Source organism: Pseudomonas sp. CYM-20-01, from assembly GCF_023169845.1.
GTDB classification, from domain to species: Bacteria; Pseudomonadota; Gammaproteobacteria; order Pseudomonadales; family Pseudomonadaceae; genus Aquipseudomonas; species Aquipseudomonas azotoformans.
Window position 1 is genome coordinate 5,415,855 of the sequence record NZ_AP025169.1, and the last position, 26,089, is coordinate 5,441,943.

Genomic DNA, 26,089 nt, shown 5'->3' on the forward strand with positions numbered 1-26,089 from the left:
AACGGGCAGACCCTGATGGGATCTGCCCGTTTTTGTATTCAGGGGCGCGCCCTGCTCAAGTCATGAGGATGCTCGTCCGGGCCCGGCGGCTCAGGCGGCCCCTCAAAGAGCGGCTCGTCGACCGATGTGACCGTTTCCGGATCGGGTTCCGGCGCGGCGGTTTGCATTTGCTCCTGCACCACCGCCTCGTCCACCCGTGGATCGAGGCAGGCTACCAACGGCGAGCTGGACATGCTGTCGGGCATTGCCACGTGGTGCAGCGGCGCGTCATCCACCTGATGCAGGTTGGTCACGGCTTTCGGCCGAATCCGCCACACCAGGATCAGCGCACACAGGCTGAAAAACGCATACAGCATGTGACTGCCAAACACCTTCATCACCACACCGGCCAGCAACGGCCCGATACTCGCACCGACACCGTAGGTCACCAGCAGCATGGCGGTGAGCGAGACACGGCGGTCGCCTTCCACATGATCATTGGAGAACGCCACCGCCAGCGGGTACAAACAGAACTGCACCAGGGAACACACGAAGCCCGCCACGAACAGTACTTCCAGCGGCACCTTGGTCAGTAATGCCAGCGGCAGCGCCGCCACTGCCAGGCACAGGGCAAAGCAACGAATCAGCAGCGCGCGATCATAGCGGTCCGACAACCAGCCCAACGGCCACTGCACCAGCAGGCCGGCAAAAATACAACTGCCCATGAACAGACCCACCTGTTCGGTAGACAGCCCTTGCTGGGAGGCATAGAGCGGCGCCAGGCCATAGAACGAGCCCACGATCACCCCTGCCCCCAGCACCGTACTCAACGACTGCGGGACGCGCTTGATAAAGAAGCGTGGCTCCATCGGCGCCGGATGCAGGGGCGCCGGGTGAATACGGCGAGTCATTGCCACCGGCACCAGGCACAGCGCAAAGCACAGTGCGACCAGCATCAGCAATTCGAGGCCGAGCTGAGGGTGCATGACCAGGATCAACTGGCCGAGCACCAGCCCCAGGTAGGACGCGATCATATAACCGCTGAACACCACGCCGCGCTGCTTGGCGTCGGCCTGTTCATTGAGCCAGCTCTCGATGACCATGTACTGGCACATCATCCCCAGGCCCACGATCATCCGCAGCACGATCCAGGCCGGCAGCCAGTCGATCAGACCATGCCCCAGCACCGCCGCGCCGACAATGCCAGCGCAGGTTGCATAAGCACGAATATGCCCGACCCGGGCGATCAGGCGGTGCCCGATCTTGCCGCCCAGCACCAGGCCAAAATAGTTGGCCGCCATCAGCGCACCGACCCACAGGCTGTCCACATGGTCGGCCGCCAGGCGCAAGGCCAGGTAGGTACTGAGCAGGCCGGAGCCAATCAGCATCATCAAGGAGGCGAAATAAAGGGCTCGAAAAGATTTCCAGATCTGGCGCATCGGCGTTCCGAGCGGCTCCTTGCAGTGAGAGACAGGCCTATCGGCATGATAGTCCGGGGTGACCGGGTCCGGACAGGCAACTTGCGCTGTTTCCGGGGATTATTTTGCTTAAAGGCTCAGACGCTGCCCGACCGCTTGTGAGGTACACCGATTGTGAAAAATGCACGCACACGTGCTGTGAACGCTGAACACCGGCAAGGTTCGACCCGTCTTTGAAAGGCGCCCACAAAAAAGCCCTGCCAGAACAGTCTGTGCAGGGCTTTGAATCTGGTGTCCCAGGGCCGGTTCGAACGGCCAACCTTCCCCTTAGGAGGGGGATGCTCTATCCAATTGAGCTACTGGGACAAATGACAGCCGCTACACTGGGATGCGGCGACAGACGGCGTGCATGTTAACGGCCAGGGTAGGTTTTGTCATGTCGTCCGTAGGCTTTTTGAGTGTAGGCCGATACTTGCCTGGTTGATCGTGTTTCAACCCCGGCGACGCGGGCGCACGGGCTGTATCGTGCAAAATGCACTCCCTCAAAATGCCATCATTGCAAATTGCAACCTAAAAGCCATTAAAACCATCGGTAAGTATCTGATTTTATTGAATTAATAGATTGGCACGACACCTGCAATACTTCTCCTACAACCCCAATAAGCCTCGGCGTTAAACGGAGAACATAATCATGAACAGTGCCCTTCTGTTAGCCCTGAACACCGTCGCCCTGGCCGCGTTGGTCATGTTTCATTTTCAATCCACCGGTAGCAACGACCCTGCGCAGATCAGCCAGGCCATCCCCCACCATTTGCAACAACGCCCGCAACTGGCAGTGATGACTCCGAATGCGCAATCGCCGGTACGCCTGACCCAAGACACCCAAGCGGCACCTGCTACTGAACACTGGGTATTCTGAGGAAGCCGCTGATGAATAAATATGCCTGGCTGTTCCTGTGCCTGACCGTTGCCACAGCGGTTCTGGGTTTGGGTGCGGAATCTCAAGACGGCACAACCACCGCTTTCATTGCCAGCGGTGTATTCGCCAGCCTCTTATTGCTGACGCTCATCGTCGGTCGTCGCATCAAATTCGACCCTGTCCTGCGCTAATCCCCTCTGCGCCCGACCTTATGTCGCCTGACCCTCGCATATCGGCAAATTGCCACTAGTCTTAAAGCTAAGGGCAAAAGGCCACTTTGCTATAGGATGTGCGGCCTGAAACCCTGTAGTGGCCCGGGCTTGCGGGAAGTTCCCTCGCGGATTCACGCGGTGAAAAATTTTCCAACCAGTCCGCAAAAATGCAAATGAGTGCTGGCATAAAGCCTTTAGGCAGTTCAATATTTGTCACAGAATTGACGCCAAGGAACTGTCAAATCTGAGGCATGATGCGGCCTCTTTGCAATTCAGGTTGAACTTTGGTCGTGAGCCTTGTCTTAACACTCATCTTGCGGCCAATTCCAAAAACCGCTCCCCTGAACTAACCGGTTAAATATATGCGCCCATTGAAACAGGCAATTTATTCCAGCCGTACGGCTGACAAGTTCGTCGTACGTCTGCCAGACGGAATGCGGGAACGCATTGCCGAGGTGGCTCGCAATCATCACCGCAGCATGAACTCCGAAATCATCGCTCGCCTGGAACAAAGCCTCATTCAGGAAGGTGCGCTGGGCGACGAGTTGAGCATGCGCCTGGACAGCCCAGAGCTGTCGTTGCACGAACGCGAACTGCTGCAGCGTTTTCGTCAGCTCTCCCACCGCCAGCAAAATGCTCTCGTCTCGCTTATCGCGCACGACGTTGAGGCGGCCGCAGAAGCCAATTGATCTGCAACTGAAAGCCGAAGCCAGCCATGTGCTGGCTTTTTTTTGCCTGGGATTTGGGAAGAGAATGCAAGGCGGGAGCAGATACGCTCCCGCCGGATGGAATCAAAGTAGAAAGATCGTCGCCAGACCCAGGAAGATGAAGAAGCCACCACTGTCGGTCATGGCCGTGATCATCACACTGGCCCCCATGGCAGGGTCACGCCCAAGACGAGCCAGGGTCATCGGGATCAATACGCCCATCAGCGCCGCCAGCAGCAGGTTGAGGGTCATCGCAGCCGTCATCACCACCCCCAGCGACCAACTGCCATACAGCAAGTAAGCCACCACACCGATCACCCCACCCCACACAAGACCGTTGATGAGGCCAACCGCCAGCTCCTTACGCAGCAAACGCGATGAATTGGCGGTACTCACCTGATCCAGCGCCATGGCGCGCACGATCATGGTAATCGTCTGGTTACCCGAGTTTCCGCCGATCCCGGCCACAATCGGCATCAGTGCTGCAAGCGCCACCAACTTCTCGATCGACCCTTCGAACAAGCCAATAACCCGCGACGCGATAAAGGCTGTGATCAGGTTGATGGCCAACCACGCCCAACGGTTATGCAGCGAGCGCCAAACCGAGGCAAAGATATCTTCCTCTTCACGCAGACCCGCCATATTGAGGACTTCGGTCTCGCTTTCTTCACGAATCAAGTCGACGATTTCATCGATGGTCAGACGACCAATCAGTTTGCCGTTCTTGTCGACAACCGGCGCCGAGATCAGGTCGTAACGCTCGAATGCCTGGGCCGCGTCGTAAGCGTCCTCGTCCGGATGAAAGCTCACGGTGTCGCTGGCCATCAGGTCGGCAACTTTCTTCTCCGGATCATTGACCAGCAGGCGCTTGATCGGCAGCACGCCTTTGAGAATGCCTTCGTAATCCACCACGAACAATTTGTCGGTGTGACCTGGCAGCTCTTTGAGTCGGCGCAGGTAACGCAGCACCACTTCCAGGCTGACGTCTTCACGGATGGTGACCATCTCGAAGTCCATCAGGGCGCCGACCTGGTCCTCGTCATAGGACAGCGCGGAGCGCACACGCTCGCGCTGCTGAGTATCCAACGCTTCCATGAGCTCATGGACAACATCACGAGGCAGCTCAGGGGCCAGGTCGGCCAGTTCGTCGGCGTCCATCTCCTTGGCTGCAGCCAGGAGTTCGTGATCGTCCATGTCGGCGATCAGGGTTTCACGAACCGAGTCGGACACTTCGAGGAGGATGTCGCCGTCGCGGTCAGCCTTGACCAACTGCCATAGGGTCAGTCGATCATCCAGCGGCAAGGCTTCGAGAATATAGGCGACGTCGGCGGAGTGCAGGTCGTCAAGCTTGCGCTGCAGCTCGACGAGGTTTTGCCGGTGAACCAGGTTTTCAACCAGGTTGTTATTCGGGCCATCCTGGCGGTGCGTAAGGTCTTCGACCACACGCTGGCGCTGCAGCAGCTCGATGACTTGAGCCAGGCGATCCTGCAGGCTTTCTTGTGTTTTCTTTACTTCTACTTCGGTCATAGGCGAACTCCACTCCCAGCAGCGGGGCACGCCGGAAGGATCAATCAGTCAATTCATGATTGGTAAAACGGGGTACTGAGTAACTACTGGGTAAGTCCATGGAGGTATTCCACAAGCCCCGGCGGGGCTGACGGGCGCAATGATACACCGCCCGGCCACTTTAAACGTCAAAAAACTGGAAAGAACAAGCGCTTGCGAGCCAAAGCTGAGCAACGGCCGCATCTATGAACTGCGACGACGCAGCGGATGAGGAAAACACATGAAGGCGAGAGAAAAAGAACAAATCCCACACAAACCCCAGACGGCAAAAAGCCCGCACTAGGCGGGCTTTTTGTTTGTATGGTGCACTCGACAGGATTCGAACCTGTGACCGCTCGGTTCGTAGCCGAGTACTCTATCCAGCTGAGCTACGAGTGCAGATTGTGTTTTTAGACCAGATCACAACTGGTTGTAACCGAATCACCTGCATTTCTGCAACTGACTCTTAAATGGTGCACTCGACAGGATTCGAACCTGTGACCGCTCGGTTCGTAGCCGAGTACTCTATCCAGCTGAGCTACGAGTGCATTTGTTGCCGCGCATTATAGGCCGTTCAATCTCTATGTAAAGCTATTTTTTCGAGTAATTTCAACAACTTACCGAAAAAACCAGATTGCAACGTACTAAGCAAATAATGGCGGAGAACGGGGGATTCGAACCCCCGACACCCTTTTGAGGTGTACTCCCTTAGCAGGGGAGCGCCTTCGGCCACTCGGCCAGCTCTCCGCAACACGGGGCGTATATTAACCACGTTCATCCCCGTTTGCAAACATAAAAAACGATAAAAATTAAAGGCTTGGTTCTTCGTCCTTCTCTTTCTTGATCCGCAGGTAGATTTCCTCGCGGTGCACCGCTACCTCTTTCGGAGCGTTAACCCCGATACGCACTTGATTGCCTTTGACGCCGAGCACGGTCACGGTGATTTCGCCATCACCGATAATCAGGCTTTCTGCGCAACGACGAGTCAGAATCAGCATACCTTTCTCCTCACGCATTTCAGTTCAGGAACAACAGTCTGCAAAAAAAAGGCCTTCGACCTACAACCCAAAGGCCATAGCCCTACCGCCTAAGTATTGTCGAGCGCGCGCAAAAGAACATGCGCCCTACAAAAAAAGGAAAGGCGCGGTAAACCGCGCCTTCCAGGCACTGCGTCACTCGCCCTGTCGGGCCGGAGCGTCCAGCTCAAAAGCGGTATGCAGAGCGCGTACAGCCAACTCCAGGTACTTCTCTTCGATCACCACCGAGACTTTGATTTCCGAGGTGGAGATCATCTGGATGTTGATGCTTTCCTTGGCCAGGGCCTCGAACATGCGGCTGGCAACGCCGGCATGGGAGCGCATGCCCACGCCCACGATCGACACCTTGGCAATCTTGGTATCACCAACCACTTCACGGGCGCCGATTTCCTTGGCAGTGTTCTGCAGGATCCGCTCGGCCGCATCGTACTCGTTGCGGTGCACAGTGAAGGTGAAATCGGTGGTGTTATCGTGCGAAACGTTCTGCACGATCATGTCGACTTCGATGTTGGCACCGCTGATAGGACCCAGGATCTTGAACGCCACGCCCGGGGTATCCGGCACGCCACGGATAGTCAGCTTGGCTTCATCACGGTTGAAAGCGATACCGGAAATGATCGGCTGTTCCATGGATTCCTCTTCATCAATAGTAATGAGGGTGCCCGGACCCTCCTTGAAGCTGTGCAATACGCGCAGCGGAACGTTGTACTTGCCGGCGAACTCCACCGCACGGATCTGCAACACCTTGGAACCGAGGCTGGCCATTTCCAGCATCTCTTCAAAGGTGATCTTGTCCAGGCGCTGAGCCACGGACACCACACGCGGGTCGGTGGTGTAGACGCCATCCACATCGGTGTAGATCTGGCATTCATCAGCCTTGAGGGCCGCTGCCAGCGCCACGCCGGTGGTGTCCGAACCGCCACGCCCGAGGGTGGTGATGTTGCCCTGCTCGTCCACACCCTGGAAGCCTGCTACAACTACCACGCGCCCGGCTTTCAGGTCCGTACGGATTTTCTGATCGTCAATCTGCAGGATACGCGCCTTGGTATGCGCGCTGTCGGTGAGGATGCGCACCTGGCTGCCAGTGTAGGACACCGCCGGCACACCGCGCTTATTCAACGCCATGGCCAGCAACGCGATGGTCACCTGCTCGCCGGTGGACACGATCACATCCAGCTCACGCGGCAGCGGCTGTTGATCACCACTGATTGCCTTGGCCAGATCGATCAGGCGATTGGTCTCGCCGCTCATGGCCGACAGCACCACCACCAGGTCGTCGCCGGCATCGCGGAACTTCTTAACCTTGTCGGCCACCTGCTCGATTCTTTCGACAGAGCCGACCGAGGTGCCTCCAAATTTCTGTACGATCAAAGCCATTTCTAAGCCGCCTCAGCCCGTAAAGGGGCGCCTAATATCCAATCAACCAGCACCACACCGGCCCGTGACTAGACCACGGGCCGGTTAACAGTGCCTTAAATACCTGCCTTGACAAACGGCACGGTCAGGGCCAGGGCCGCGTCCAGGCTGCCGGCGTCTACACCACCGCCTTGCGCCATGTCCGGACGACCACCACCCTTCCCGCCCACTGCCGCGGCGGCTTGCTTCATCAAATCACCGGCTTTGAGTTGGCCAGTCAGGTCCTTGGTCACACCTGCAACCAGCACGACCTTATCCTCATGGACACCGCCGAGCAGGATCACTGCGCGGCCGAGCTTGTTCTTCAACTGATCGACCAAGGCCAACAGCGCCTTGCCGTCCTGGCCGTCCAGGCGTGCAGCCAGGACTTTGACGTCCTTGACGTCCACCGCCGAAGCCGACAGGTCGTCGCCGGCCGCACTGGCCGCCTTGGCCTGCAACTGCTCCAGCTGTTTCTCCAGGGCGCGGTTGCGCTCCAGCACAGCGGACAGCTTGTCGATCAGATTGTCGCGGCTGCCCTTGACCAGGCTGGCCGCTTCCTTGAGTTGTTCTTCCGCCGCATTCAGGTAGGCCAGGGCCGCAGCGCCGGTCACCGCTTCGATACGACGCACACCGGAGGCCACGCCGCCTTCGCTGATGATTTTCAGCAGGGCGATGTCGCCGGTACGGTTGGCGTGGATACCGCCACACAGCTCCACCGAGAAGTCACCGCCCATGCTCAGTACACGCACGCTGTCGCCGTACTTCTCGCCGAACAGCGCCATGGCGCCCTTGGCCTTGGCGGTCTCGATATCGGTTTCTTCGGTTTCTACCGCGGTGTTCTTGCGAATCTCGGCGTTGACGATGTCTTCCAGGGCCTTGATCTGCTCAGGCTTGATCGCTTCAAAGTGGCTGAAGTCGAAACGCAGGCGCTGGCTGTCTACCAAAGAACCCTTCTGCTGCACGTGCTCACCCAGAACCTGGCGCAGCGCGGCGTGCAGCAAGTGCGTGGCCGAGTGGTTCAGCGAAGTGGCATGACGCACATCAGCGTCCACCTGGGCATCGACCGGCGCACCCACGGTCAGGCTGCCCGAAGCCAACACACCGTGGTGCAGGAACGCACCGCCGGTCTTGGTGGTGTCACGCACATCAAAACGACCGGAAGCCGCCTTGAGGAAACCGCAGTCGCCAATCTGGCCACCGGACTCGGCGTAGAACGGGGTCTGGTCCAGAACCACAACACCGTCATCGCCTTCATTCAGTACATCAACCGACTGGCCGTCCTTATACAGGGCGACCACTTTGGCCGAGCCGCTGGTGGCCTTGTAACCGGTGAATTCAGTGGCTACGTCAACCTTGACCAGGCTGTTGTAGTCCATGCCGAACGAGCTGGCCGAACGTGCACGCACGCGCTGGGCTTCCATCTCGCGCTCGAAACCTTCCTCGTCGAGGGTCAGGTTGCGCTCACGGGCGATGTCGCCAGTCAGGTCCATCGGGAAACCGTAGGTATCGTAGAGCTTGAACACCACGTCACCCGGCACCACGGAGCCTTGCAGGTTGGCGAGGTCTTGCTCGAGGATCTTCAGGCCCTGCTCAAGGGTCTTGGCGAACTGCTCTTCTTCAGCTTTGAGCACGCGCTCGATGTGCGCCTGGTTCTGCTTGAGTTCCGGGAAGGCTTCGCCCATCTCGGCCACCAGGGCCGCGACGATCTGATAGAAGAAACTGCCGTTGGCACCCAGCTTGTTACCGTGACGGCAAGCACGACGGATGATGCGACGCAGCACGTAGCCACGGCCTTCGTTGGACGGCAGCACACCGTCGGCAATCAGGAAGCCACAGGAACGGATGTGGTCGGCCACAACCTTGAGGGAAGCCTGGTCTTCATTGGTGCAACCAATGGCCTTGGCCGCAGCGGCCAGCAGGCTCTGGAACAGGTCGATCTCGTAGTTGGAGTGCACGTGCTGCATCACCGCACTGATCCGCTCCAGGCCCATGCCGGTGTCCACCGACGGCGCTGGCAACGGATGCAACACGCCATCGGCGGTGCGGTTGAACTGCATGAACACGTTGTTCCAGATCTCGATGTAACGGTCGCCGTCTTCTTCTGGCGAGCCCGGTGGGCCGCCCCAGATGTCAGCGCCGTGGTCGTAGAAGATCTCGGTGCAAGGGCCGCACGGACCGGTATCGCCCATGGTCCAGAAGTTGTCGGAGGCGTACGGTGCGCCTTTGTTGTCGCCGATGCGCACCATGCGCTCAGCCGGCACGCCGACTTCCTTGGTCCAGATGTCATACGCTTCGTCATCGCTGGCGTAGACGGTGACCCAGAGTTTTTCCTTCGGCAGTTTCAGCACGCCAGTCAGGAAGGTCCAGGCGAAGTTGATCGCGTCTTGCTTGAAATAATCGCCAAAGCTGAAGTTGCCGAGCATTTCGAAAAAAGTGTGGTGACGGGCGGTATAGCCTACGTTTTCCAGGTCGTTGTGCTTGCCACCGGCGCGTACGCATTTCTGGCTGCTGACGGCGCGGGTGTACGCGCGCTTTTCCTGGCCCAGGAAGCAGTCCTTGAACTGGTTCATCCCCGCGTTAGTGAACAGCAGGGTAGGGTCATTGCCTGGGATCAAGGAGCTGGAGGAGACACGGGTGTGACCTTGCTCTTCGAAGAAGCGAAGGAAGGCTTCACGGATTTCTGCGCTTTTCATTAGGTTCTTCCACGGAGGCTGCGGCCAAAGGCCAGTGCGCAACATCATCAGACGAAGCGACGGCAAAGGGCCGCATTATATCGGCCCTTTGCCGGTGGTACAGCGTGTTTATGCGATAGAGAGGCTCAATTAGACGGTCTGCACAGTCATTTGCGCGAAAAGTCGACGAATGTCGCGAGCACTTGCTCGACCTGCGCCCGGCTCACATCCAAATGAGTGACCATGCGCAGGCGCGGTGCGGCGCTCAGCTTGATCCCGCGTTCGGCGGCAAACGCCTTCAAAGCCTGGGCCTGATCACCGATCTGCACATAGACCATGTTGGTCTGCACCGGCTCCACCTCATAACCCGCCTTGCGCAACTCCCCCCCCAGCCATTGGGCATTGGCGTGGTCGTCGGCCAGGCGCTGCACCTGGTGATCCAGGGCATACAACCCTGCAGCAGCCAGGGAACCGGCCTGGCGCATGCCGCCACCGACCATCTTGCGCAGGCGCCGGGCCTTGGCGATCAGCGCCGTGGACCCGCACAACACCGAGCCGACAGGCGCACCGAGGCCCTTGGACAGGCACACCGACACTGAATCGAAGTGCTGCGCGATCTCCCGCGCATCCACCCCCAGCTTCACCGCTGCGTTGTAGAGCCGTGCGCCATCCAAATGCAGAGCCAGGCCATGCTCTCGGGTAAACGCCCGGGCTTTGGCCAGGTACTCCAGCGGCAGCACCTGGCCCTGCATGGTGTTTTCCAGCGCCAACAGACGGGTACGGGCAAAGTGGAAGTCGTCAGGCTTGATGGCTGCCAGCACCTGGTCCAGGTCCAGTGAGCCATCCGCCTGCACTTCCAGCGGCTGCGGCTGGATCGACCCGAGCACGGCCGCCCCGCCCCCTTCGTATTTGTAGGTGTGGGCCTGCTGGCCGACGATGTACTCCTCGCCGCGCTCACAGTGGGCCATCAACGCCAGCAGGTTGCTCATGGTGCCGGTGGGCACGAACAACGCCGCGGCAAAGCCCAGGCGCTTGGCCAGTTCGGCCTCCAGTCGGTTGACGCTGGGGTCTTCGCCATACACGTCATCGCCGCTGGGGGCAGTGGCCATCGCGTCGAGCATGCCGGGGGTGGGTTGGGTCACGGTGTCGCTGCGCAGGTCGATCACAGACATGAAACAAGCCTCTCGAGGGTTCAGTAAGTGCCTTTTGTGAGTGATTACTGCGGGCAACGCCACGGAATATCAAGCCCCAACTGCATTCAATCGAATACCAACCAAACAAACCGATATAGCTTATCGATACCGCGGTCGTGCAGTTTTCGAAAAACCGTGTTAAAAACTCTCCGCCGCCAGGGTTCTGGCGGCAACGTTCTCAGGGCGGGGTGCAATTCCCCACCGGCGGTAATTACACGCAATGTGTATAGCCCGCGAGCGCTTGGCGCCTCGAACTGCTCACGCAGGACGGCGACAAGGTCAGCAGACCCGGTGTGATCCCGGGGCCGACGGTCATAGTCCGGATGAAGAGAGAACGGGATTGGCACCTGAGGGCCGCGCACGATGTGTGCTCGCGTACCCTTAAATCCCATTCGATTCATAACGCCCTGTTTTTTTCTTAAACAGGAGTCAGAACATGCAACCCACCGCAATCGACAGCAAAGCCAAGCACCACCACGGCGAACGTATCGCGTTTATCCAGGCTTGCTGGCACAAGGAAATTGTCGACCAGAGCCGTAAAGGCTTCCTCGCCGAGATCATCGCCCAGGGCTACCAGGAATCGGACATCGATTTCTTCGAAGTCGGCGGCGCCTTTGAAATGCCGCTGCACGCCAAGCTGCTGGCCAAGACCGGCCGTTACGCCGGTATCGTCGCCGCCGCGCTGGTGGTGGACGGTGGCATCTACCGCCACGAATTCGTCGCCCAATCGGTGGTCAGCGGCCTGATGCAGGTGCAGCTGGAAACCGAAGTGCCGGTGTTCTCGGTGTCCCTGACCCCGCATCACTTCCACGCCGGCAGCGAACACCAGACCTTCTTCTACGAGCACTTCGTGCACAAAGGCCAGGAAGCAGCACGCACCTGCGCCGACACCTTGCACAAAGTCCGCGCGATTCGCCGTAGCGAGCCACGCGCGGTAGCAGTCTAAGCAACACGGCAAAGTACAAGGTGGGAGGGGGCTTGCTCCCGATGGCAGTGTGTCAGTCACTTAATTGTCAACTGACCCACCGCTATCGGGGGCAAGCCCCCTCCCACATTTGGATCGGATGAGGCTTTGAGCTTCAGGCCAAGCCGACATCCGTCGTCGGCACAATCAATATCCCCGCCCGCAAACCATTCTTCACCTTCGGGTTGGGGAAGATGATGCGCGCGCCCTCCTCCTCGATCACCCAGCGGGTCTTGGCCACGTCTTCGGCCAGCAGGTAGCCCTGGGCCAACGGCGAGAAGTTTTCCACATCCGCCGGCAGGTGCAGCAGGAAGGCGTCGCTGTGCTTGATGACTTCACGGGAGACGGCAAACAGTTGCAGGCCGTCGAGGCTGCTGGTCGGCGGCTCGGTGCCTTCGATGATCTGCTTGAGGCGTGTTTCCAGGCGGGACACGTCCACGCCCTGGTTTTGCCCGAACGGCCGCGCCTTGCCCAATTCCAGGGTGAACGCCTCGGCATCGAGTTGTTCGTAGGTAAACGCGGTGAACGTGATCGAGGTCTTGTTCTGCAACAGCACCGCTTGCATGCCGGCAGCGTTCAGGCGCGCCAGCTCATGGCGTGAATGCTGGCGACCTTCCTTCCACGGGTACAGGGCAAACTGCTCGATCTTCGAGCCGCGAATGGCCGTGTGCAGGTCGTAATGCAGGCGTGAGCGGCCCGGCAGGCTGAAAAAACTGCGGGCCAGTTGCTCCAGCTCGGCGGCGCGCATGGCCTCCGGGCCGATGTTTTTTTCATGCCGACCGTTGAACAGCCGGTTGACGTCCAGTTCGAGGTAACGCTCGCCGCGGCGCATGGCCTCGGGGTTGCCGAACAGGAACAGAATACGGGTACGGGGCTTGATCTCCCCACGGGCAATGCCATGCAACAGGCGGTCGAGCAGTTCGATCGGCGCGGTTTCATTGCCATGGATGCCGGACGACAGCAGCAGGTCGCTGCCGTTGTCCTTCGCCTCAGGCGGGCGCACTTCAAGTGCGCCCTCGCTGAGCCAGCGCATCTGCACGCCGTCGACAGTCAGTTGAATTTTTTGCGCCGGTTCGCGACCGGCGAGGGTCAGTTCAAGCAGTTTGCCAAGGGCGAGCATACGCAGCTTCCTTAGTGGTTGCAGCCTGGGCCGTGGACGTGATCGTCATCATCGCCTTCAACGTCGGCCGGTTCCATTTCCAGTTGCAGGCTCATCAGGTTGGTGGCCAGTGGGCGCATCAGCAGGTTGGCGTATTCGGCGTCGCCTTCTTCCACGTCCACGCCGATCAGCAGTTGGCCACGGCCGTCATGCTGGATCCAGATTTCCTTGCCCTGCCAGACCACGGCGACGCGGGTGCAGGAGGTCTCCAGCTGGGTGCCGTCGGTGTCTTCAAGAATCAGTTTCAGGGTGTCGGTGGTCATAATAGATAGTTCTCAGCCGTACGGCGTTAATTGATCTGGAAAGGATAAACCGCGCCCAGTTTAAGGATTTGCGTCAGTTCATCCAGTGCCGTCCGGCACTCAAACAGCAATTGCGGATCAGCCAGGTCGCTTTCGCGCAGGCTGTCGCGATAGTGTTTGTCGACCCATTGGGTCAGGGTGTCGTACAACGGCGCGGTCATGATAACGCCTGGGTTCACCGCCGCCAGCTCCGTTTCGTTCAACGCTACGCGCAAACGCAGGCACGCCGGGCCACCACCGTTCTGCATGCTTTGCTTGAGGTCGAACACCTTCACCTCGCGGATCAGGCCACCGGCAGCGGTCAGGTTTTGCAGGTACTGCCAGACGCGTTCATTGGCGCGGCATTCTTCCGGCACGATCAGCAACATCGAACCATCGGCGCGGCTCAGCAGTTGGCTGTTGAACAGGTAGGAACGTACCGCGTCCTCGACGCTGACCTGGGCGCGGGGCACGCACACCGACTGGAAGTTACCCCCCAGCTTGGCCAACTTGCCTTGCAGCTCGCCGAGCATCTGTTCGGTATTGAGGAACGCGTCTTCGTGGTAGAACAGCACTTCGCCGTTACCCACCGCGATCACGTCGTTGTGGAATACCCCGGCATCGATCACCGCCGGGTTCTGCTGGGCATAGACCACACCGTCATCCTGCAAACCGTGCAAACGCGCGACGGCCTGGGAGGCTTCGAGGGTCTGGCGCGCCGGGTACTTCTGCGGCGCCGGGTAGCGGGGGTCGAACGCGCTGCGACCAAACACGAAAAACTCGACGCCCGCCTCTCCGTACTCACGGCAGAAACGCGTGTGGTTGGCCGCGCCTTCGTCACCGAATTGCGCCACGGCCGGCAACGCGGCGTGGTGGGCGAAGTGCTTCTGATCAGCGAACATCGCCCCCAGCACACGACTGGTGGTCGGGTGCTCGATGCTGCGGTGGTACTTGCAATTGAGGTTGGCGGCAGTGAAATGCACGCGGCCATCCGCCGTATCGGCGCTCGGGCTGACGGTGGCGGCGTTGGCCACCCACATGCTCGACGCCGAGCAGCTCGCGACCAGCAACGGCATAGCGTCTTTGGCCGCCTGCTGGATCACTTGCGCGTCGGTGCCGCTGAAACCCAGATTGCGCAAGGCGGCCACGTCAGGACGTTCCTGGGGCGCCAACACACCTTGTACAAAGCCCATGTCCATCAGGGCTTTCATTTTCTGCAGGCCCTGCAACGCCGCTTCCTTGGGGTTGGAATGCTGCTGGCTGTTGCTCTGGGACGCGACGTTGCCGAAGGACAAACCGCCGTAGTTATGGGTCGGCCCCACTAGACCGTCAAAATTGACTTCATAGGATTTCATCGGCGAGGCTCCACGAACATCTGTTTTTATAAGCAATCTTCAGTACTACAGAGATCCAATGTGGGAGGGGGCAAGTCCCCTCCCACATTCAGTTCAGTGTGATGCCGGGGGTCAGCGTGGCAGGCACCACCAGGCTCGGGGTCTCAAGCGAGGCCACCGGGTACGCGCAGTAATCCGCCGCGTAATAGGCACTGGCGCGGTGGTTACCCGACGCCCCTACCCCACCAAACGGTGCGGTACTCGCGGCGCCGGTCAGTTGTTTGTTCCAGTTGACGATACCGGCACGGCTTTCCAGCCAGAACTGCTGGTAGCGCGCTTCAGAATCCGACAACAAACCCGCGGCCAGGCCGTACTGGGTGTTGTTGGCCTCGGCAATCGCCGCTGCAAAGTCAGCGTAGCGGATCACCTGCAACAACGGGCCGAACAACTCCTCGTCTTCGCGCTCGGTCACGCCGGTCACGTCGATGATGCCCGGCGTGAGCAACGCGGCCTGGTCCTGTGGCTGGGTCATCTCCAACAGCGCCACCGCGCCATTGGCCAACATCAATTCCTGGGCGTCCATCAAGGCTTTCGCCGCGCCGAGGGAAATCACCGAGCCCATGAACGGCGCCGGCTGCTGATCGAACGCGCCGACTTCGATGGTCGCGCTGACCGCCACCAGGCGCGCCAGCAACGCATCGCCCCAGGCACCTTCGGGCACCAACAGGCGACGGGCACAGGTGCAACGTTGGCCGGCGGAGATAAACGCCGACTGGATGATGGTGTAGACCGCCGCATCCACATCGGCCACTTCATCGACCACCAGCGGGTTATTGCCGCCCATCTCCAGCGCGAGAATCTTGTCCGGGCGCCCGGAGGATTGCTGGTGCAGATGATTGCCGGTGCGGCTGGAGCCAGTGAAGAACAACCCGTCGATGCCTGGGTTGGCCGCCAGGGCGATGCCGGTTTCCCGCGCACCTTGCAGCAGGTTCAGCACGCCCGCCGGCAGGCCGGCTTCGATCCAGCACTGCACGGTCAGCTCAGCGACTTTAGGGGTCAGCTCGCTCGGTTTGAACAGCACGGTGTTACCCGCCAGCAAGGCCGGAACGATATGCCCGTTCGGCAAGTGGCCGGGGAAGTTGTAAGGGCCGAACACCGCCACCACACCGTGGGGTTTGTGGCGCAATACGGCGGTAGCATCGCCCAGCGCGCCGCTCTTCTCGCCGGTGCGCTCGCGGTAGCTTTGTACCGAGATCGCGATCTTGTTGGCCATACTGGTGACTTCGGTGGCCGACTCCCATAGTGGCTTGCCGGTTTCCTCACCAATGCAACGGGCGATTTCGTCAGCGCGTTTTTTCAGAGTGGCGGCGAAGGTTTCCAGCACGCCGATGCGCTCTTCCAGCGGTCGCTTGGCCCAGGCGGGGAAAGCCTGACGCGCGGCCTGCACGGCGGACTCGACCTGTTCGGCGGTGGCGCCATTGCCGGCCCACAGCACCTGCTGGGTCACCGGGTTGCGCGATTCAAACAGCTCACCCTGGCCAGCCAGCCAGCTACCTGCGATGTACAGCGAATTCATTATTTCGACTCCCGAGCAGCGGACAACGGTACGGCACGCACTTGATCGCCCACCACCAAGCGCAGGCGCTTGGCGGTCTGCGGGTCGACCACCAGGGTTCCGGCTGCGAGGCGGGCCGGGGCGGCGGTGATCCGGCAATCTTCACGTTTGCGGTTATGGATCAGGAACGGCGTGGCGTCGTCGCCTGGGGTGCCGATCGCCAATACCAGTGTTTCGCTGTCGCGAACGGCACGGATCTTCTGGGTCTCACACTCCACCGCAGGTCCCGCGTCGAAAATATCGACGTAGCCCTGGTAGCTGAAGCCTTCACTCTTGAGCATGCTCAACGCCGGTTCGGTATCCGGGTGGACCTTGCCGATCACGTTGCGCGCATCTTCGGAAAGGAAGCAGCTATACAACGGAAACTTCGGCATCAACTCGGCGATAAACGCCTTGTTGCCCACACCGGTGAGGTAATCGGCCTGGCTGAATTCCATCTTGAAGAAGTGCCGGCCCAGGCTTTCCCAGAACGGCGAACGCCCGGCGTCGTTGGACACCCCGCGCATCTCAGCGATGATCTTGTTACCGAACAACTGCGGGAATTCGGCAATGAACAGCAGGCGCGCCTTGGCCAGCATGCGGCCGTTGAGGCCGCTGCGGTAATCGGCGTGCAGGAACAACGAGCACAGTTCGGAATTGCCGGTGAGGTCGTTGGCCAGGAACAGCGTCGGAATCTCACGGTAGATGTTCAGCTCCTGGGAGGCGCTGACGGTCAAGCCAACCCGGAAGTTGTACCAAGGCTCACGCAAGCCGACGGCGCCGGCGATGGCGGAAATGCCCACCACTCGACCCTCGTCGTTTTCCAGCACGAACAGGTAGTCGGCATCGCCGCGCCCGGCGTCGCCGCGAAAGGTTTTTTCGGCCCAGCCCACGCGGTGGGTCAGGCGCTCTTCGTTGGCCGGCAAGGTGGTGAGGCCGGTGCCGGTGCTGCGCGCCAGATCAATCAGGGCCGGTAAATCGCTGCTGCGTACGGGACGAACGATCATGCTATCTCCTCGAACGGGCCGCTGTTGTCAGCCACCCGCGAAACTCTCTTTTTAAACCGCTACCAGGCGCACGCTCGCACCTTCGCCAACACCCAGAGCCTCGGCCGCTGCCAGGTCCAACGTCACCGGTTTACCCGGCGCGTAGTCCAGCTCCAGCATCACCGCGCGGTAGTCCTGCAATTGCGCGTTGCTCACCAGGTACTGGCGGCCGACGCCCTTGACCATCTCGCCGATCTTCACCGGCACCACGCGGCTCTGGGCGATCGAGCGAATGCCCGAGACCCGTGCGTGCAGCGTCGGGCCGCCGTCGAAAATATCGATGTAATGGTCGGTCTCGAAGCCTTCGCGCATCAGGATGTCGAAGGTGATCTGCGCACGCGGGTGCACCTGGCCCATGGCTTCCTGGGCTTCGTCCGGCAGCAGCGGCACGTAGATCGGGTAATGCGGCATCAGCTCGGCGAGGAAGGTGCGGCTTTTCAGCCCGCACAGACGCTCGGCGGCGGCGTAGTTGAGGTCGAAGAAGTTGCGGCCGATGGCGTCCCAGAATGGCGAGTCACCGTTCTCGTCGCTGTAGCCGACGATCTCGGTCACCACCGAGTCGGCAAAGCGCTCGGGATGGCTGGCGACGAACAGCAGGCGGCCACGGGAATTGAGTTCCGACCACGGCGAACCGACCAGCTCGGGCACCACGTAGAAACTGGTGAGCAGGCTGTTGCCGGTGAGGTCGTGGCACTGGGAAAGCACGTGGATCTTGTTGTGGATCTTCAGCTCGCGGGAAGCGTGCACGAAGGTCTCGTTACGGAAGCTGTAGAACGGCTCGGAGTAACCGGCCGACGCGACAATGGCCGAGCAGCCGGCGAGCTTGCCGGTCTCGGTGTCTTCAAGCACGAAGAAATAGCTTTCTTCACCGTTGAAGCTCACCTCGGCGGCGAAGGACGCTTCGCTCGCGGCGATCTTGTCGCTCAGGCGTTCCACGTCGTCCGGCAAGGAGGTGACACCAATCGGGCTGTCCGCAGCCAGACGCTGTACCTCGCCCAGATCAGCCATTTGCGCGGGGCGCATCACCAGCATGGTGTCACTCCTTAACTCGAAAAACTCATAGGAAAAAATACCGGACAGTTCCTGATTCAACGCAGGTCAAATGTGGGAGGGGGCTTGCCCCCGATAGCAGTCTGTCAGTTGATAAATCAGGTGGCTGACCCATCGCTATCGGGGGGCAAGCCCCCTCCCACATGACACGGTCCGGCAAATAAGGGTGTATCAGGCTTGCGTCAGCGTTTTTACTGCACGTTCAAAACGGTCCAGGCCTTCCTGGATGTCCGCGTCTTCCACCACCAGGCTCGGCGCAAAACGCACCACGTCGGGGCCGGCCTGCAGGATCATCAGGTTTTCTTTCTCGGCCGCGTTGAACACGTCCTTGGCCTTGCCTTTGAACGCATCGCTCAGTACGCAACCGAGCAACAGGCCCATGCCGCGCACTTCGGTGAAGATGCCGTATTGCTTGCCGATCTGCTCCAGGCGCGCCTTGAACAGCTCGTGCTTGGCATTCACGCCAGCCAGCACCTCAGGGGTGTTGATCACGTCGATCACCGCTTCGGCCACCGCGCACGCCAGCGGGTTGCCGCCGTAGGTGGTGCCGTGGGTGCCGACCACCAGGTGCTTGGCCAGGTCTTCGCGAGTGAGCATGGCTGCAATCGGGAAACCGCCGCCCAGGCTCTTGGCGCTGGTGAGGATGTCCGGCACCACGCCGTAGTGCTGGTAGGCGAACAGGTGGCCGCTGCGGCCCATGCCGGTCTGTACTTCGTCGAACACCAGCAAGGCGTTGTTGGCGTCGCACAGCTCACGAGCACCTTGCAAGTAGGCCAGCTCGGCCGGCAACACGCCGCCTTCACCCTGGATCGGTTCCAGCACCACGGCGCAGGTCTTGTCCGACACCGCAGCTTTCAGCGCGGCCAGGTCGTTATAAGGAACGTGGGTGATGCCGGTGATTTTAGGCCCGAAGCCATCGGAGTATTTGGACTGGCCACCGACGTTGACGGTAAACAGCGTGCGGCCATGGAAGCTGTTCAGCGCGGCGATGATCTCGTACTTCTCGGTACCGAAACGGTCGAACGCGACACGACGGGCCAGCTTGAACGCGGCCTCGTTGGCTTCGGCGCCGGAGTTGCAGAAGAACACACGCTCGGCGAAGGTGGCGTCGATCAGCTTATGCGCCAGGCGCAGGGCCGGCTCATTGGTGAACACGTTGGACACGTGCCACAGCTTGTTGGCCTGTTCGGTCAGTGCACCGACCAGCGCCGGGTGGGCGTGGCCCAATACGTTGACCGCGATGCCGCCGGCAAAGTCGATCAGCTCGCGACCAGCCTGGTCCCACACGCGCGAACCTGCGCCACGCACGGGGATGAAGGCGGCAGGTGCGTAGTTGGGAACCATGACCTGGTCGAAATCGGCACGTTGCACCGGGGCTTGCTCAACGGACATCGGAGTCTCCTGAAGAGGAACGCCTGCCTGGAACTGGCGGGCGATGCAGGGATTGTAAGGACAGTTTTCAGTAGGGCCTTGTCGCCAAGCGACAACTTCTTATAGCGCCAACCCGCGTTTTACGCGGGTTTACGCCAATGCGACAAATAGCATCGCAATGGCGCAGTTTAAACGCTGCGCGCCGTTTGCGTGAGGGCCAGACGTGCCGGCGGCATAACTATCTAAAGTCCGGCATGCCGGGGCGGCTGATTTACTCGTGGTTTCGAGCCCCTCATGGATCCGAGCATGACAACCCCGACTTCTCCTGTACCGGCAGTCAGCGATAACAGCCGCCCCGACCAAGACTTTGAACCATTGACCGGCGCCCTGCCCGGCTGGCTGCTCAGCGCGTCCGTGCGCCAGCGCGAGGCGTTCAAAAAAGCTGCGCCCCTGCCTTTACCAACCGCCAACGCCGCGCAGCAAGCCGCCTTCAAACAGCTGAACGGTGCACATTGGCAAGCCCAGAGACGCGTCGACAACGCGCTCAAGGATCTCAAGGATCCCAAGGCGTTCGGCAAACCCTTGCTTGCAGACGCCTTGAAACAGCAGTTCAACCTTGAACTGGATGTGGAAGCGACCTTTATCCGCCTATACATCCCGCTGACCATCCCTTGGTTTCCCGTGCGCTCTGGCGCCGCCCGCGCCTGGACCGTATCGCTGCTCGACGCCGCACTGCACAACTTCGAACACAAGGAAACCCAGGCGGACGCTTATGAACCGGCCTCCACCTACATCACCCGTCCCGACGCTTCCGGCCGGTTCGACACCTTGCCGGCGATCAAACACCAACTGCCGGTCGCTGCCTTCGCCCAACTGTGTCGCGACCTCGACCTGGGCGCCCGTTACATGCGCTACCTGCGTAGCGGGCTGGGCATGGACAGCCCGGTCGCCAGCGCGGTGCTGCAAACCAAGGTCGACGCCAGCCAGAAAGCCGCCCTGCGCGCAGCGCTGCAACTGGCACGGCTGCAGCAGGATATCCAGGACGATTACGCGCAGGTGATAGAGGGTTTCATCGATGGCCGTACCGGCCTGCGCCTCGGCACAGATGCGGTGCTGTGCCATGAATTCAGCATGATGGGTACACCGCTGACCGGTATCCTGCTGTTCGCACCGGATCTTGAAAACACCCGTAGCGTGCGGCGCCTGGTGGCCTATGTGCCAGATGACCCGGAACACCCGCTCAAGGAATATCGCTCTGCGCTGGCCTTCAAACAGGAACTCACCCGACAACTGCGCGCCACCGACTACCAGGCGTTCTTCAGTCGCTTCGTGGCCCACGAGCACCTCGGTGTGTTTTTCGCCGACCTCAGCCAGCGCCTGGAGAAAATCACCTGGCACCCCAGTGATCAAGGCAAAGGTCTGGCCCCTTGGCGCGCCGAACCCACCGACGATCCCACGCTGCAATTCTCCGCCATCCCGATCATGGGCGATCCGTGGGTATTCCTCTATCAATCCAGGCTGAACAAAATCCTCAACGACGCTCGCACCCTGGCGGTCGCCACCGCCACCGTGGACCGCAACGCCCGCTGGGCGCGGTGGGATGCGTTCGTCAATGTGGCCTCCTCCATTGTGAACACGCTGCTGATGGTGGTTGCACCCTTCATCCCGGGGCTTGGAGAGCTGATGCTGGGCTACATGGCCTATCAACTGCTCGACGACGTCTTCGAGGGCATCGTCGATTGGGCCGAAGGGCTCGACCGCGAAGCGTTTGCACACCTGATGAGCCTGCTGGAGGCTGCGGTTCAACTGGGGCTGTTTACGGCCGGCACGCAAATCGGCGTGCCTGAGTTACGCAAACTGTTGTCACCGCAAACCCTGGCCTTCATCGATCGTTTCAAACCGGTCACCCTCGCCAATGGCGCCCGCCGCTACTGGCAACCCGACCTCGAGCCTTACCAGCAGAAGCTGCAATTGCCGCCGCACCTGGGTATTGACGCACGCGGCCTGCATGACGTGCGCAAGGAATCGATCCTGCCGCTGGAAGGCAAACTCTATGCGGTGAAAAAGTCCCCTGAGGACGGCCAGTACCGTATCCAACACCCAACACGGGCCGACGCCTATCAACCCCAGTTGCACCACAACGAGCACGGTACCTGGCGGACCGAACTCGACCAACCGCTGCAATGGACCCAACCCACCCTGCTCGGCCGCCTGGGCTACCGGGCGCAGGGCCTCAGTGACGCCGACCGCGAGTTGGCCCTGACCCTCAGCGGCACCCCTGAAGACAGCCTGCGCAAGATGCACCTTCACAGCGAGCCCCTGCCACCGCTGCTCGATGACGCCCTGGCACGGCTGCGCATCGAGCGCGACCTGGACACCCTGATCGAGCGCCTGAACAGCGATGACCCGGCAGCGTACGGCCGTATCGACCCGCAGGACCTGCTGCAACTGCTCACCGCCAACGGCTCATGGCCACACACCCGGGGCTTGCGCTTGCTGGATGATCAGGGCCGTGTGGCGTGGGTCTTCGGCGATCAGTCCAAGCCTCTGGTGCAAATTCATGAAGCACAATTGACCAACGGTGATTTGCTCAAGGCGGTGCTAAAGGCGCTGACCCCGGAAGAGATCCGCGCACAGTTCGGCGAGCGCGCCAGCGACCCGCAATTGAGCCTGGAAACCCGCGCGCGCAACCTGAGGAAGCGGCTGGCCGAGATCGCACGCAAGCATCGAGGCGCCCTGTTCGAATCGCGCTATGGGTTCCGGCAGCATTCCGCACACCCCCAGGCCCAGCGGCTGATCGACAGCGCCCCCGGCTTGCCCGCATCGGTCGCCGAAAAGTTGCTGGGCCAGGCAACCGCGCAGGAACTGACGGCACTGCGCGAACAGCGCACGCCACCGCGCCTGGCGCAACTGGCCCAGGCGGCCCTTACCGAGGTACGCCTGAACCGCGCCTACGAGGGGCAACACCTGGACTCGCACATCAACCTCGACAGCGACCAACTGACGCTGAGCGCACTGCGATTGCTGCCGGGCTGGTCCACCGACGTCAACCTGCAAGCCCGGCACCGCACCATCGACGGGCCGCTGTGGCGCAGCATCGGCCCCGACACCGCCCCCATCCGCCGCAGCCTGGTACGCCTGGACAGCGGCCGCTACGTGCCCTATGACGAGCGCGGCCCGCTGTCCGGCGAGACCGACCTCTACACCGCCATCCTACACGCCCTCCCCGATGCCCAGCGCGATCAGCTGAACATCGGCATCCACCAAGGCCCTGAACTGCGCGAACGCCTGCGCCAACACCCGCCGCCACGCCACGAGCTGCGGGTACTGCTGGGCGCCGAGCCGGAACCCGCCGTCGAAACCCTGCAACTGCTCGGCAACGATGCGGGTTATGCCCAACAACCGCGCACCGCGGGCAGCCCGGTGAGCCTGCAGCAACGGGCACGTACCCTGTACCCCGGCCTGAGGGATACCCAACTGCACGCACTCATTGAACAGTTGCAGACTCGCCCGGGCGGCGCAGCAACACAGCTCGCTCAATTGGCCCGGGAATATGCACAACTGAACCGAGACCTGCTGGCCTGGCAAACGGATATTCCGACCCACCACCCGACCAGCGCCCAGGCGTTGAGCACCTGGGAGCGGCGCCAGGAGGAACAGAACCGCTTGACCATTGCCCATCAGCTCAAGCAAGCCTGGCGCCGCGAAACCAGGATCGACGATTACTACGAAGACCCGGCCCGCGACGGCCATGTGCTGAACCTGAACGCCAACTTTCTCGGCGAGCTGCCACGCCTGGACGCCCAGTTCGATCACATTTCCATGCTGCTGTTGGACGGCTCCGAGTATCTGCAGGGCGTGCTGCCCTTTCTCAGCCGCTTTCCCAGGCTGCGCCAGTTGGGAATCATGAACACTCCGCTGGATGCCCTGCCCGCGCAAATCACTTCGCTGCCTCAGTTGAATTCACTGCAATTGAGCAATTGCCGGATCACCCTCACGCCGGAGAGCCTGGCGCGGCTGTCGGCGATGCATCAGCTGCGCTCGCTGGACCTGAACGGCAACCCGCTCGGCCTCGTCCCCAGTATCGAGGCCCTGCCTGAACTGGTCGCCCTGGACCTGTCAAATACCGGCATCGAGCGCCTGCCGGCCGGCCTGCTAAGCCGTACGGAGCTACAAGCCGCTATCTTGAACGACAACCGGATCAGCACGTTGCCGCAGGCCATGTTCGAATTGTCGGCCGAGTCCAGCCGCCGTTTCGACCTGTCGCGCAACCCGCTCTCACGGGCGACGCTGGAGAAGGTCAAGACCTACTACCAGGCACACGGCACCTACCTGGAGGCCAATGCCCTGCCCGCCGACATGCGTGACGCACAACGGCTGTTTCCGACGTTCCGCGACGAGCAGATCAACCGGTTCATCTTCGACCTGCCGGGCGACATCGAGGCCGGCAGAGTGGCCCTGGCGCAATTGGCCGCCGACTATCAGACCCTGACCGAGGAACTCCAGACCTGGGCCCGGGCCCCCGCCCTCTCCGACGTAGAGCGCGGACGCCGAACCGTGCTCAAGGAACTGCTGGAACGCAGTTGGCGGCGCGAAACCCCGCAACAGACGCGCTGGCTCAACTCCCTGGAAATCTCAAGCGCCCTGGCCGGTGAGCTACCGCAGTTGAGCATCCGCTTCGAGCATATCGGCGGCATTCGTATCGAGGGTAACGGTCGCCCCCTGCACCTGGATCACTTCCTGTCCAGCTTCAACAAGCTGAACGTTGTCGACATCAGCGACGCGCCGCTGGGGGATATCCCCGCGCCGTTGTTCAACCTGCAACGCCTGGAGTTTCTCGGCCTGCCCCGATGCTCGATCACGCTGTCCGCCACTTCCGTGCGGGGGCTGGAAGGGTTGAACCGCCTGGCGTTCCTGGACCTCAACCACAACCCACTGGGACTCATGCCGGACTTCAACCGACTCCCTCAACTGAGCCGCGTGCACCTGCGCAACACCGGCCTGCGCGAAGTGCCGACCGGCCTGCTGAGCAGCGAACTGCATGCGGCGGTTGACCTGAGCAACAATGCCATTGAGGACCTGCCTGCGAGCCTCTCTGATTTGCCCGACGCGATCGCCCGGGGCGTTGACCTGTCGGGCAACCCGTTGTCCGGGCAGGCATTGGAACGGATCAAGGCCTATTGCCAACGCACCGGAGAGTTCTTCAGAGCCAGGGTTTCCGACGCTCAGCGCGCACGCGTGCAACAGCTCTACCCGACCTTCATCGCCAGCGAGGCCGATCGTTTCAGCTTCAAACTGCCAGGCACGATGAGCGACATAGACGCTGAAATGCGCGAGCTCGAAGAGGAATACCGCCAGCTGGACACCGACCTGGATGAATGGATTGTCGATGTGCCGACGCACCACCCGATCCTCGACATCCCCCTGGACGAACAGACACGCGCCGAACAGCAATTGGTACGGCGCAATTTCAAGACATTGCTCAAACAAGCCTGGCGTTATGAAAGCCCCGAAGACGAAGAGAGCCTCGATGACGATCTGACCCATGCAGTGACACTCGAAACGCCGATACTCGGCGCACTGCCACAACTCAATGCGCGCTTCGAGCATGTGACTTCGTTCGAACTGATCAGCGACGGCACAACCACCGAAGTCGACGGCACCCTCAGGGGGTTCCCCGAGCTGCAGACACTGACCCTCAACAGATGCTCATTGCAAACCCTGCCGACGTCGATTTTCAGCATGCCGCACCTGTCCTCCCTGGACCTTGCCGAATGCCGACTGAGCTTGACGCCCGAAAGTGCGCGCTCACTGGAAAACTTGAATGGCATTGAATTCCTCGACCTGAGCAACAACCCTCTGGGCCACGCGCCAGCTGTCAGCCGTTTGTATCAGCTGAGCTCGCTGCACCTGCGCGATGCCCAATTGCGTGAGGTTCCCGAGGGAGTATTCCAACTACCGTCCCTGCATACGCTGGACCTGAGCAACAACCTGATCGAGACGTTGCCCGAGGCCATACTGGAAGTCGCAACAACCCTCGACAACGACTCCGACCTGCGCGGCAACCCGCTGTCTGAGCACAGTCTGGAATTGTTGCGGCAGTACTACCTGCGCACCGGTTTTGCCCTGTATGTCCAGGCGGCTACACGGGATGCCGCGGGCAACCGGTTGATTCCACCGCAGGGCCCGCCAGAAGAGGAGTGAAGCAGG

General features: G+C 60.8%; 18 protein-coding genes, 4 tRNA genes and 1 riboswitch. Of the genes, 5 read left to right on the forward strand and 17 right to left on the reverse strand.

Going from position 1 to position 26,089, the window contains the following annotated elements; genetic code table 11:
• Positions 1 to 38: 38 nt before the first annotated feature.
• On the reverse strand, positions 39 to 1,418 hold the full coding sequence (locus tag M2497_RS24510; RefSeq protein ID WP_248483808.1) for an MFS transporter: 1,380 nt from the start codon (positions 1,416 to 1,418) through the stop codon (positions 39 to 41).
• A 268-nt stretch (positions 1,419 to 1,686) separates the two neighbouring features.
• Positions 1,687 to 1,763: transfer RNA gene (locus tag M2497_RS24515), tRNA-Arg, on the reverse strand.
• Positions 1,764 to 2,088: 325 nt separating this feature from the next.
• On the opposite strand from M2497_RS24515, the gene M2497_RS24520 reads away from it, so the two are divergent.
• From M2497_RS24520 to M2497_RS24530, 3 genes are all read left to right on the forward strand, one after another.
• Positions 2,089 to 2,316, forward strand: a complete 228-nt coding sequence (locus M2497_RS24520; RefSeq protein WP_248483810.1) for a hypothetical protein — start codon at positions 2,089 to 2,091, stop codon at positions 2,314 to 2,316.
• A gap of 11 nt (positions 2,317 to 2,327) precedes the next feature.
• Positions 2,328 to 2,507, forward strand: a complete 180-nt coding sequence (locus tag M2497_RS24525) for a PA3371 family protein (RefSeq protein WP_248483812.1) — start codon at positions 2,328 to 2,330, stop codon at positions 2,505 to 2,507.
• Between the two features lie 383 nt (positions 2,508 to 2,890).
• Positions 2,891 to 3,217 carry an Arc family DNA-binding protein gene (locus tag M2497_RS24530; protein ID WP_003175643.1) on the forward strand — a complete coding sequence of 109 codons (327 nt, stop codon included), beginning with the start codon at positions 2,891 to 2,893 and terminating at the stop codon, positions 3,215 to 3,217.
• Between the two features lie 102 nt (positions 3,218 to 3,319).
• On the opposite strand, the gene mgtE is transcribed toward M2497_RS24530, so the two are convergent.
• From mgtE to ltaE, 8 genes are all read right to left on the reverse strand, one after another.
• Positions 3,320 to 4,762, reverse strand: a complete 1,443-nt coding sequence (gene mgtE, locus M2497_RS24535) for a magnesium transporter (protein ID WP_071490542.1) — start codon at positions 4,760 to 4,762, stop codon at positions 3,320 to 3,322.
• Positions 4,763 to 5,102: 340 nt separating this feature from the next.
• Positions 5,103 to 5,179, reverse strand: a tRNA-Arg gene (locus M2497_RS24540).
• 72 nt (positions 5,180 to 5,251) lie between these two features.
• Positions 5,252 to 5,328: transfer RNA gene (locus M2497_RS24545), tRNA-Arg, on the reverse strand.
• Between the two features lie 108 nt (positions 5,329 to 5,436).
• A tRNA-Ser gene (locus M2497_RS24550) sits at positions 5,437 to 5,527 on the reverse strand.
• A gap of 62 nt (positions 5,528 to 5,589) precedes the next feature.
• On the reverse strand, positions 5,590 to 5,778 hold the full coding sequence (gene csrA, locus M2497_RS24555; protein ID WP_003175645.1) for a carbon storage regulator CsrA: 189 nt from the start codon (positions 5,776 to 5,778) through the stop codon (positions 5,590 to 5,592).
• A gap of 174 nt (positions 5,779 to 5,952) precedes the next feature.
• Positions 5,953 to 7,194, reverse strand: a complete 1,242-nt coding sequence (locus M2497_RS24560; protein WP_010208327.1) for an aspartate kinase — start codon at positions 7,192 to 7,194, stop codon at positions 5,953 to 5,955.
• Positions 7,195 to 7,289: 95 nt separating this feature from the next.
• Positions 7,290 to 9,908, reverse strand: a complete 2,619-nt coding sequence (gene alaS / locus M2497_RS24565) for an alanine--tRNA ligase (protein WP_248483814.1) — start codon at positions 9,906 to 9,908, stop codon at positions 7,290 to 7,292.
• Positions 9,909 to 10,054: 146 nt separating this feature from the next.
• Entirely contained in the window at positions 10,055 to 11,059 is a 1,005-nt protein-coding gene (ltaE, locus tag M2497_RS24570) for a low-specificity L-threonine aldolase (RefSeq protein WP_248483816.1), read from the reverse strand.
• 191 nt (positions 11,060 to 11,250) lie between these two features.
• A riboswitch (FMN riboswitch) is annotated at positions 11,251 to 11,420 on the forward strand.
• A gap of 96 nt (positions 11,421 to 11,516) precedes the next feature.
• On the opposite strand from ltaE, the gene M2497_RS24575 reads away from it, so the two are divergent.
• Positions 11,517 to 12,026: a 6,7-dimethyl-8-ribityllumazine synthase gene (locus tag M2497_RS24575; protein ID WP_071490545.1), complete on the forward strand. Its 510-nt coding sequence runs from the start codon at positions 11,517 to 11,519 to the stop codon at positions 12,024 to 12,026.
• 133 nt (positions 12,027 to 12,159) lie between these two features.
• On the opposite strand, the gene astE is transcribed toward M2497_RS24575, so the two are convergent.
• From astE to M2497_RS24610, 7 genes are all read right to left on the reverse strand, one after another.
• Positions 12,160 to 13,164 carry a succinylglutamate desuccinylase gene (astE, locus tag M2497_RS24580; RefSeq protein ID WP_248483818.1) on the reverse strand — a complete coding sequence of 335 codons (1,005 nt, stop codon included), beginning with the start codon at positions 13,162 to 13,164 and terminating at the stop codon, positions 12,160 to 12,162.
• Between the two features lie 11 nt (positions 13,165 to 13,175).
• Positions 13,176 to 13,466 (reverse strand): hypothetical protein, encoded by a 291-nt coding sequence (locus tag M2497_RS24585; RefSeq protein ID WP_003214319.1) that lies wholly within the window; start codon positions 13,464 to 13,466, stop codon positions 13,176 to 13,178.
• A 26-nt stretch (positions 13,467 to 13,492) separates the two neighbouring features.
• Positions 13,493 to 14,839 (reverse strand): N-succinylarginine dihydrolase, encoded by a 1,347-nt coding sequence (gene astB / locus M2497_RS24590; protein ID WP_248483820.1) that lies wholly within the window; start codon positions 14,837 to 14,839, stop codon positions 13,493 to 13,495.
• Positions 14,840 to 14,927: 88 nt separating this feature from the next.
• Positions 14,928 to 16,397, reverse strand: a complete 1,470-nt coding sequence (astD, locus tag M2497_RS24595; protein ID WP_248488252.1) for a succinylglutamate-semialdehyde dehydrogenase — start codon at positions 16,395 to 16,397, stop codon at positions 14,928 to 14,930.
• Positions 16,394 to 17,419, reverse strand: coding sequence for an arginine N-succinyltransferase (astA, locus tag M2497_RS24600; protein WP_092242443.1), 1,026 nt, complete (start codon positions 17,417 to 17,419; stop codon positions 16,394 to 16,396). The genes astD and astA overlap by 4 nt, the downstream gene beginning before the upstream one ends.
• Positions 17,420 to 17,470: 51 nt before the next feature.
• Entirely contained in the window at positions 17,471 to 18,490 is a 1,020-nt protein-coding gene (aruF, locus tag M2497_RS24605; RefSeq protein WP_003175655.1) for an arginine/ornithine succinyltransferase subunit alpha, read from the reverse strand.
• A gap of 189 nt (positions 18,491 to 18,679) precedes the next feature.
• Positions 18,680 to 19,900, reverse strand: a complete 1,221-nt coding sequence (locus M2497_RS24610) for an aspartate aminotransferase family protein (protein WP_071493988.1) — start codon at positions 19,898 to 19,900, stop codon at positions 18,680 to 18,682.
• Positions 19,901 to 20,185: 285 nt separating this feature from the next.
• Between M2497_RS24610 and M2497_RS24615 the strand changes: the two genes are divergently transcribed.
• The gene (locus M2497_RS24615; RefSeq protein WP_248483822.1) at positions 20,186 to 26,083 is read left to right on the forward strand and encodes a DUF6543 domain-containing protein; all 5,898 of its coding nucleotides are present in this window, start codon (positions 20,186 to 20,188) and stop codon (positions 26,081 to 26,083) included.
• The last annotated feature ends 6 nt before the right edge of the window (positions 26,084 to 26,089 follow it).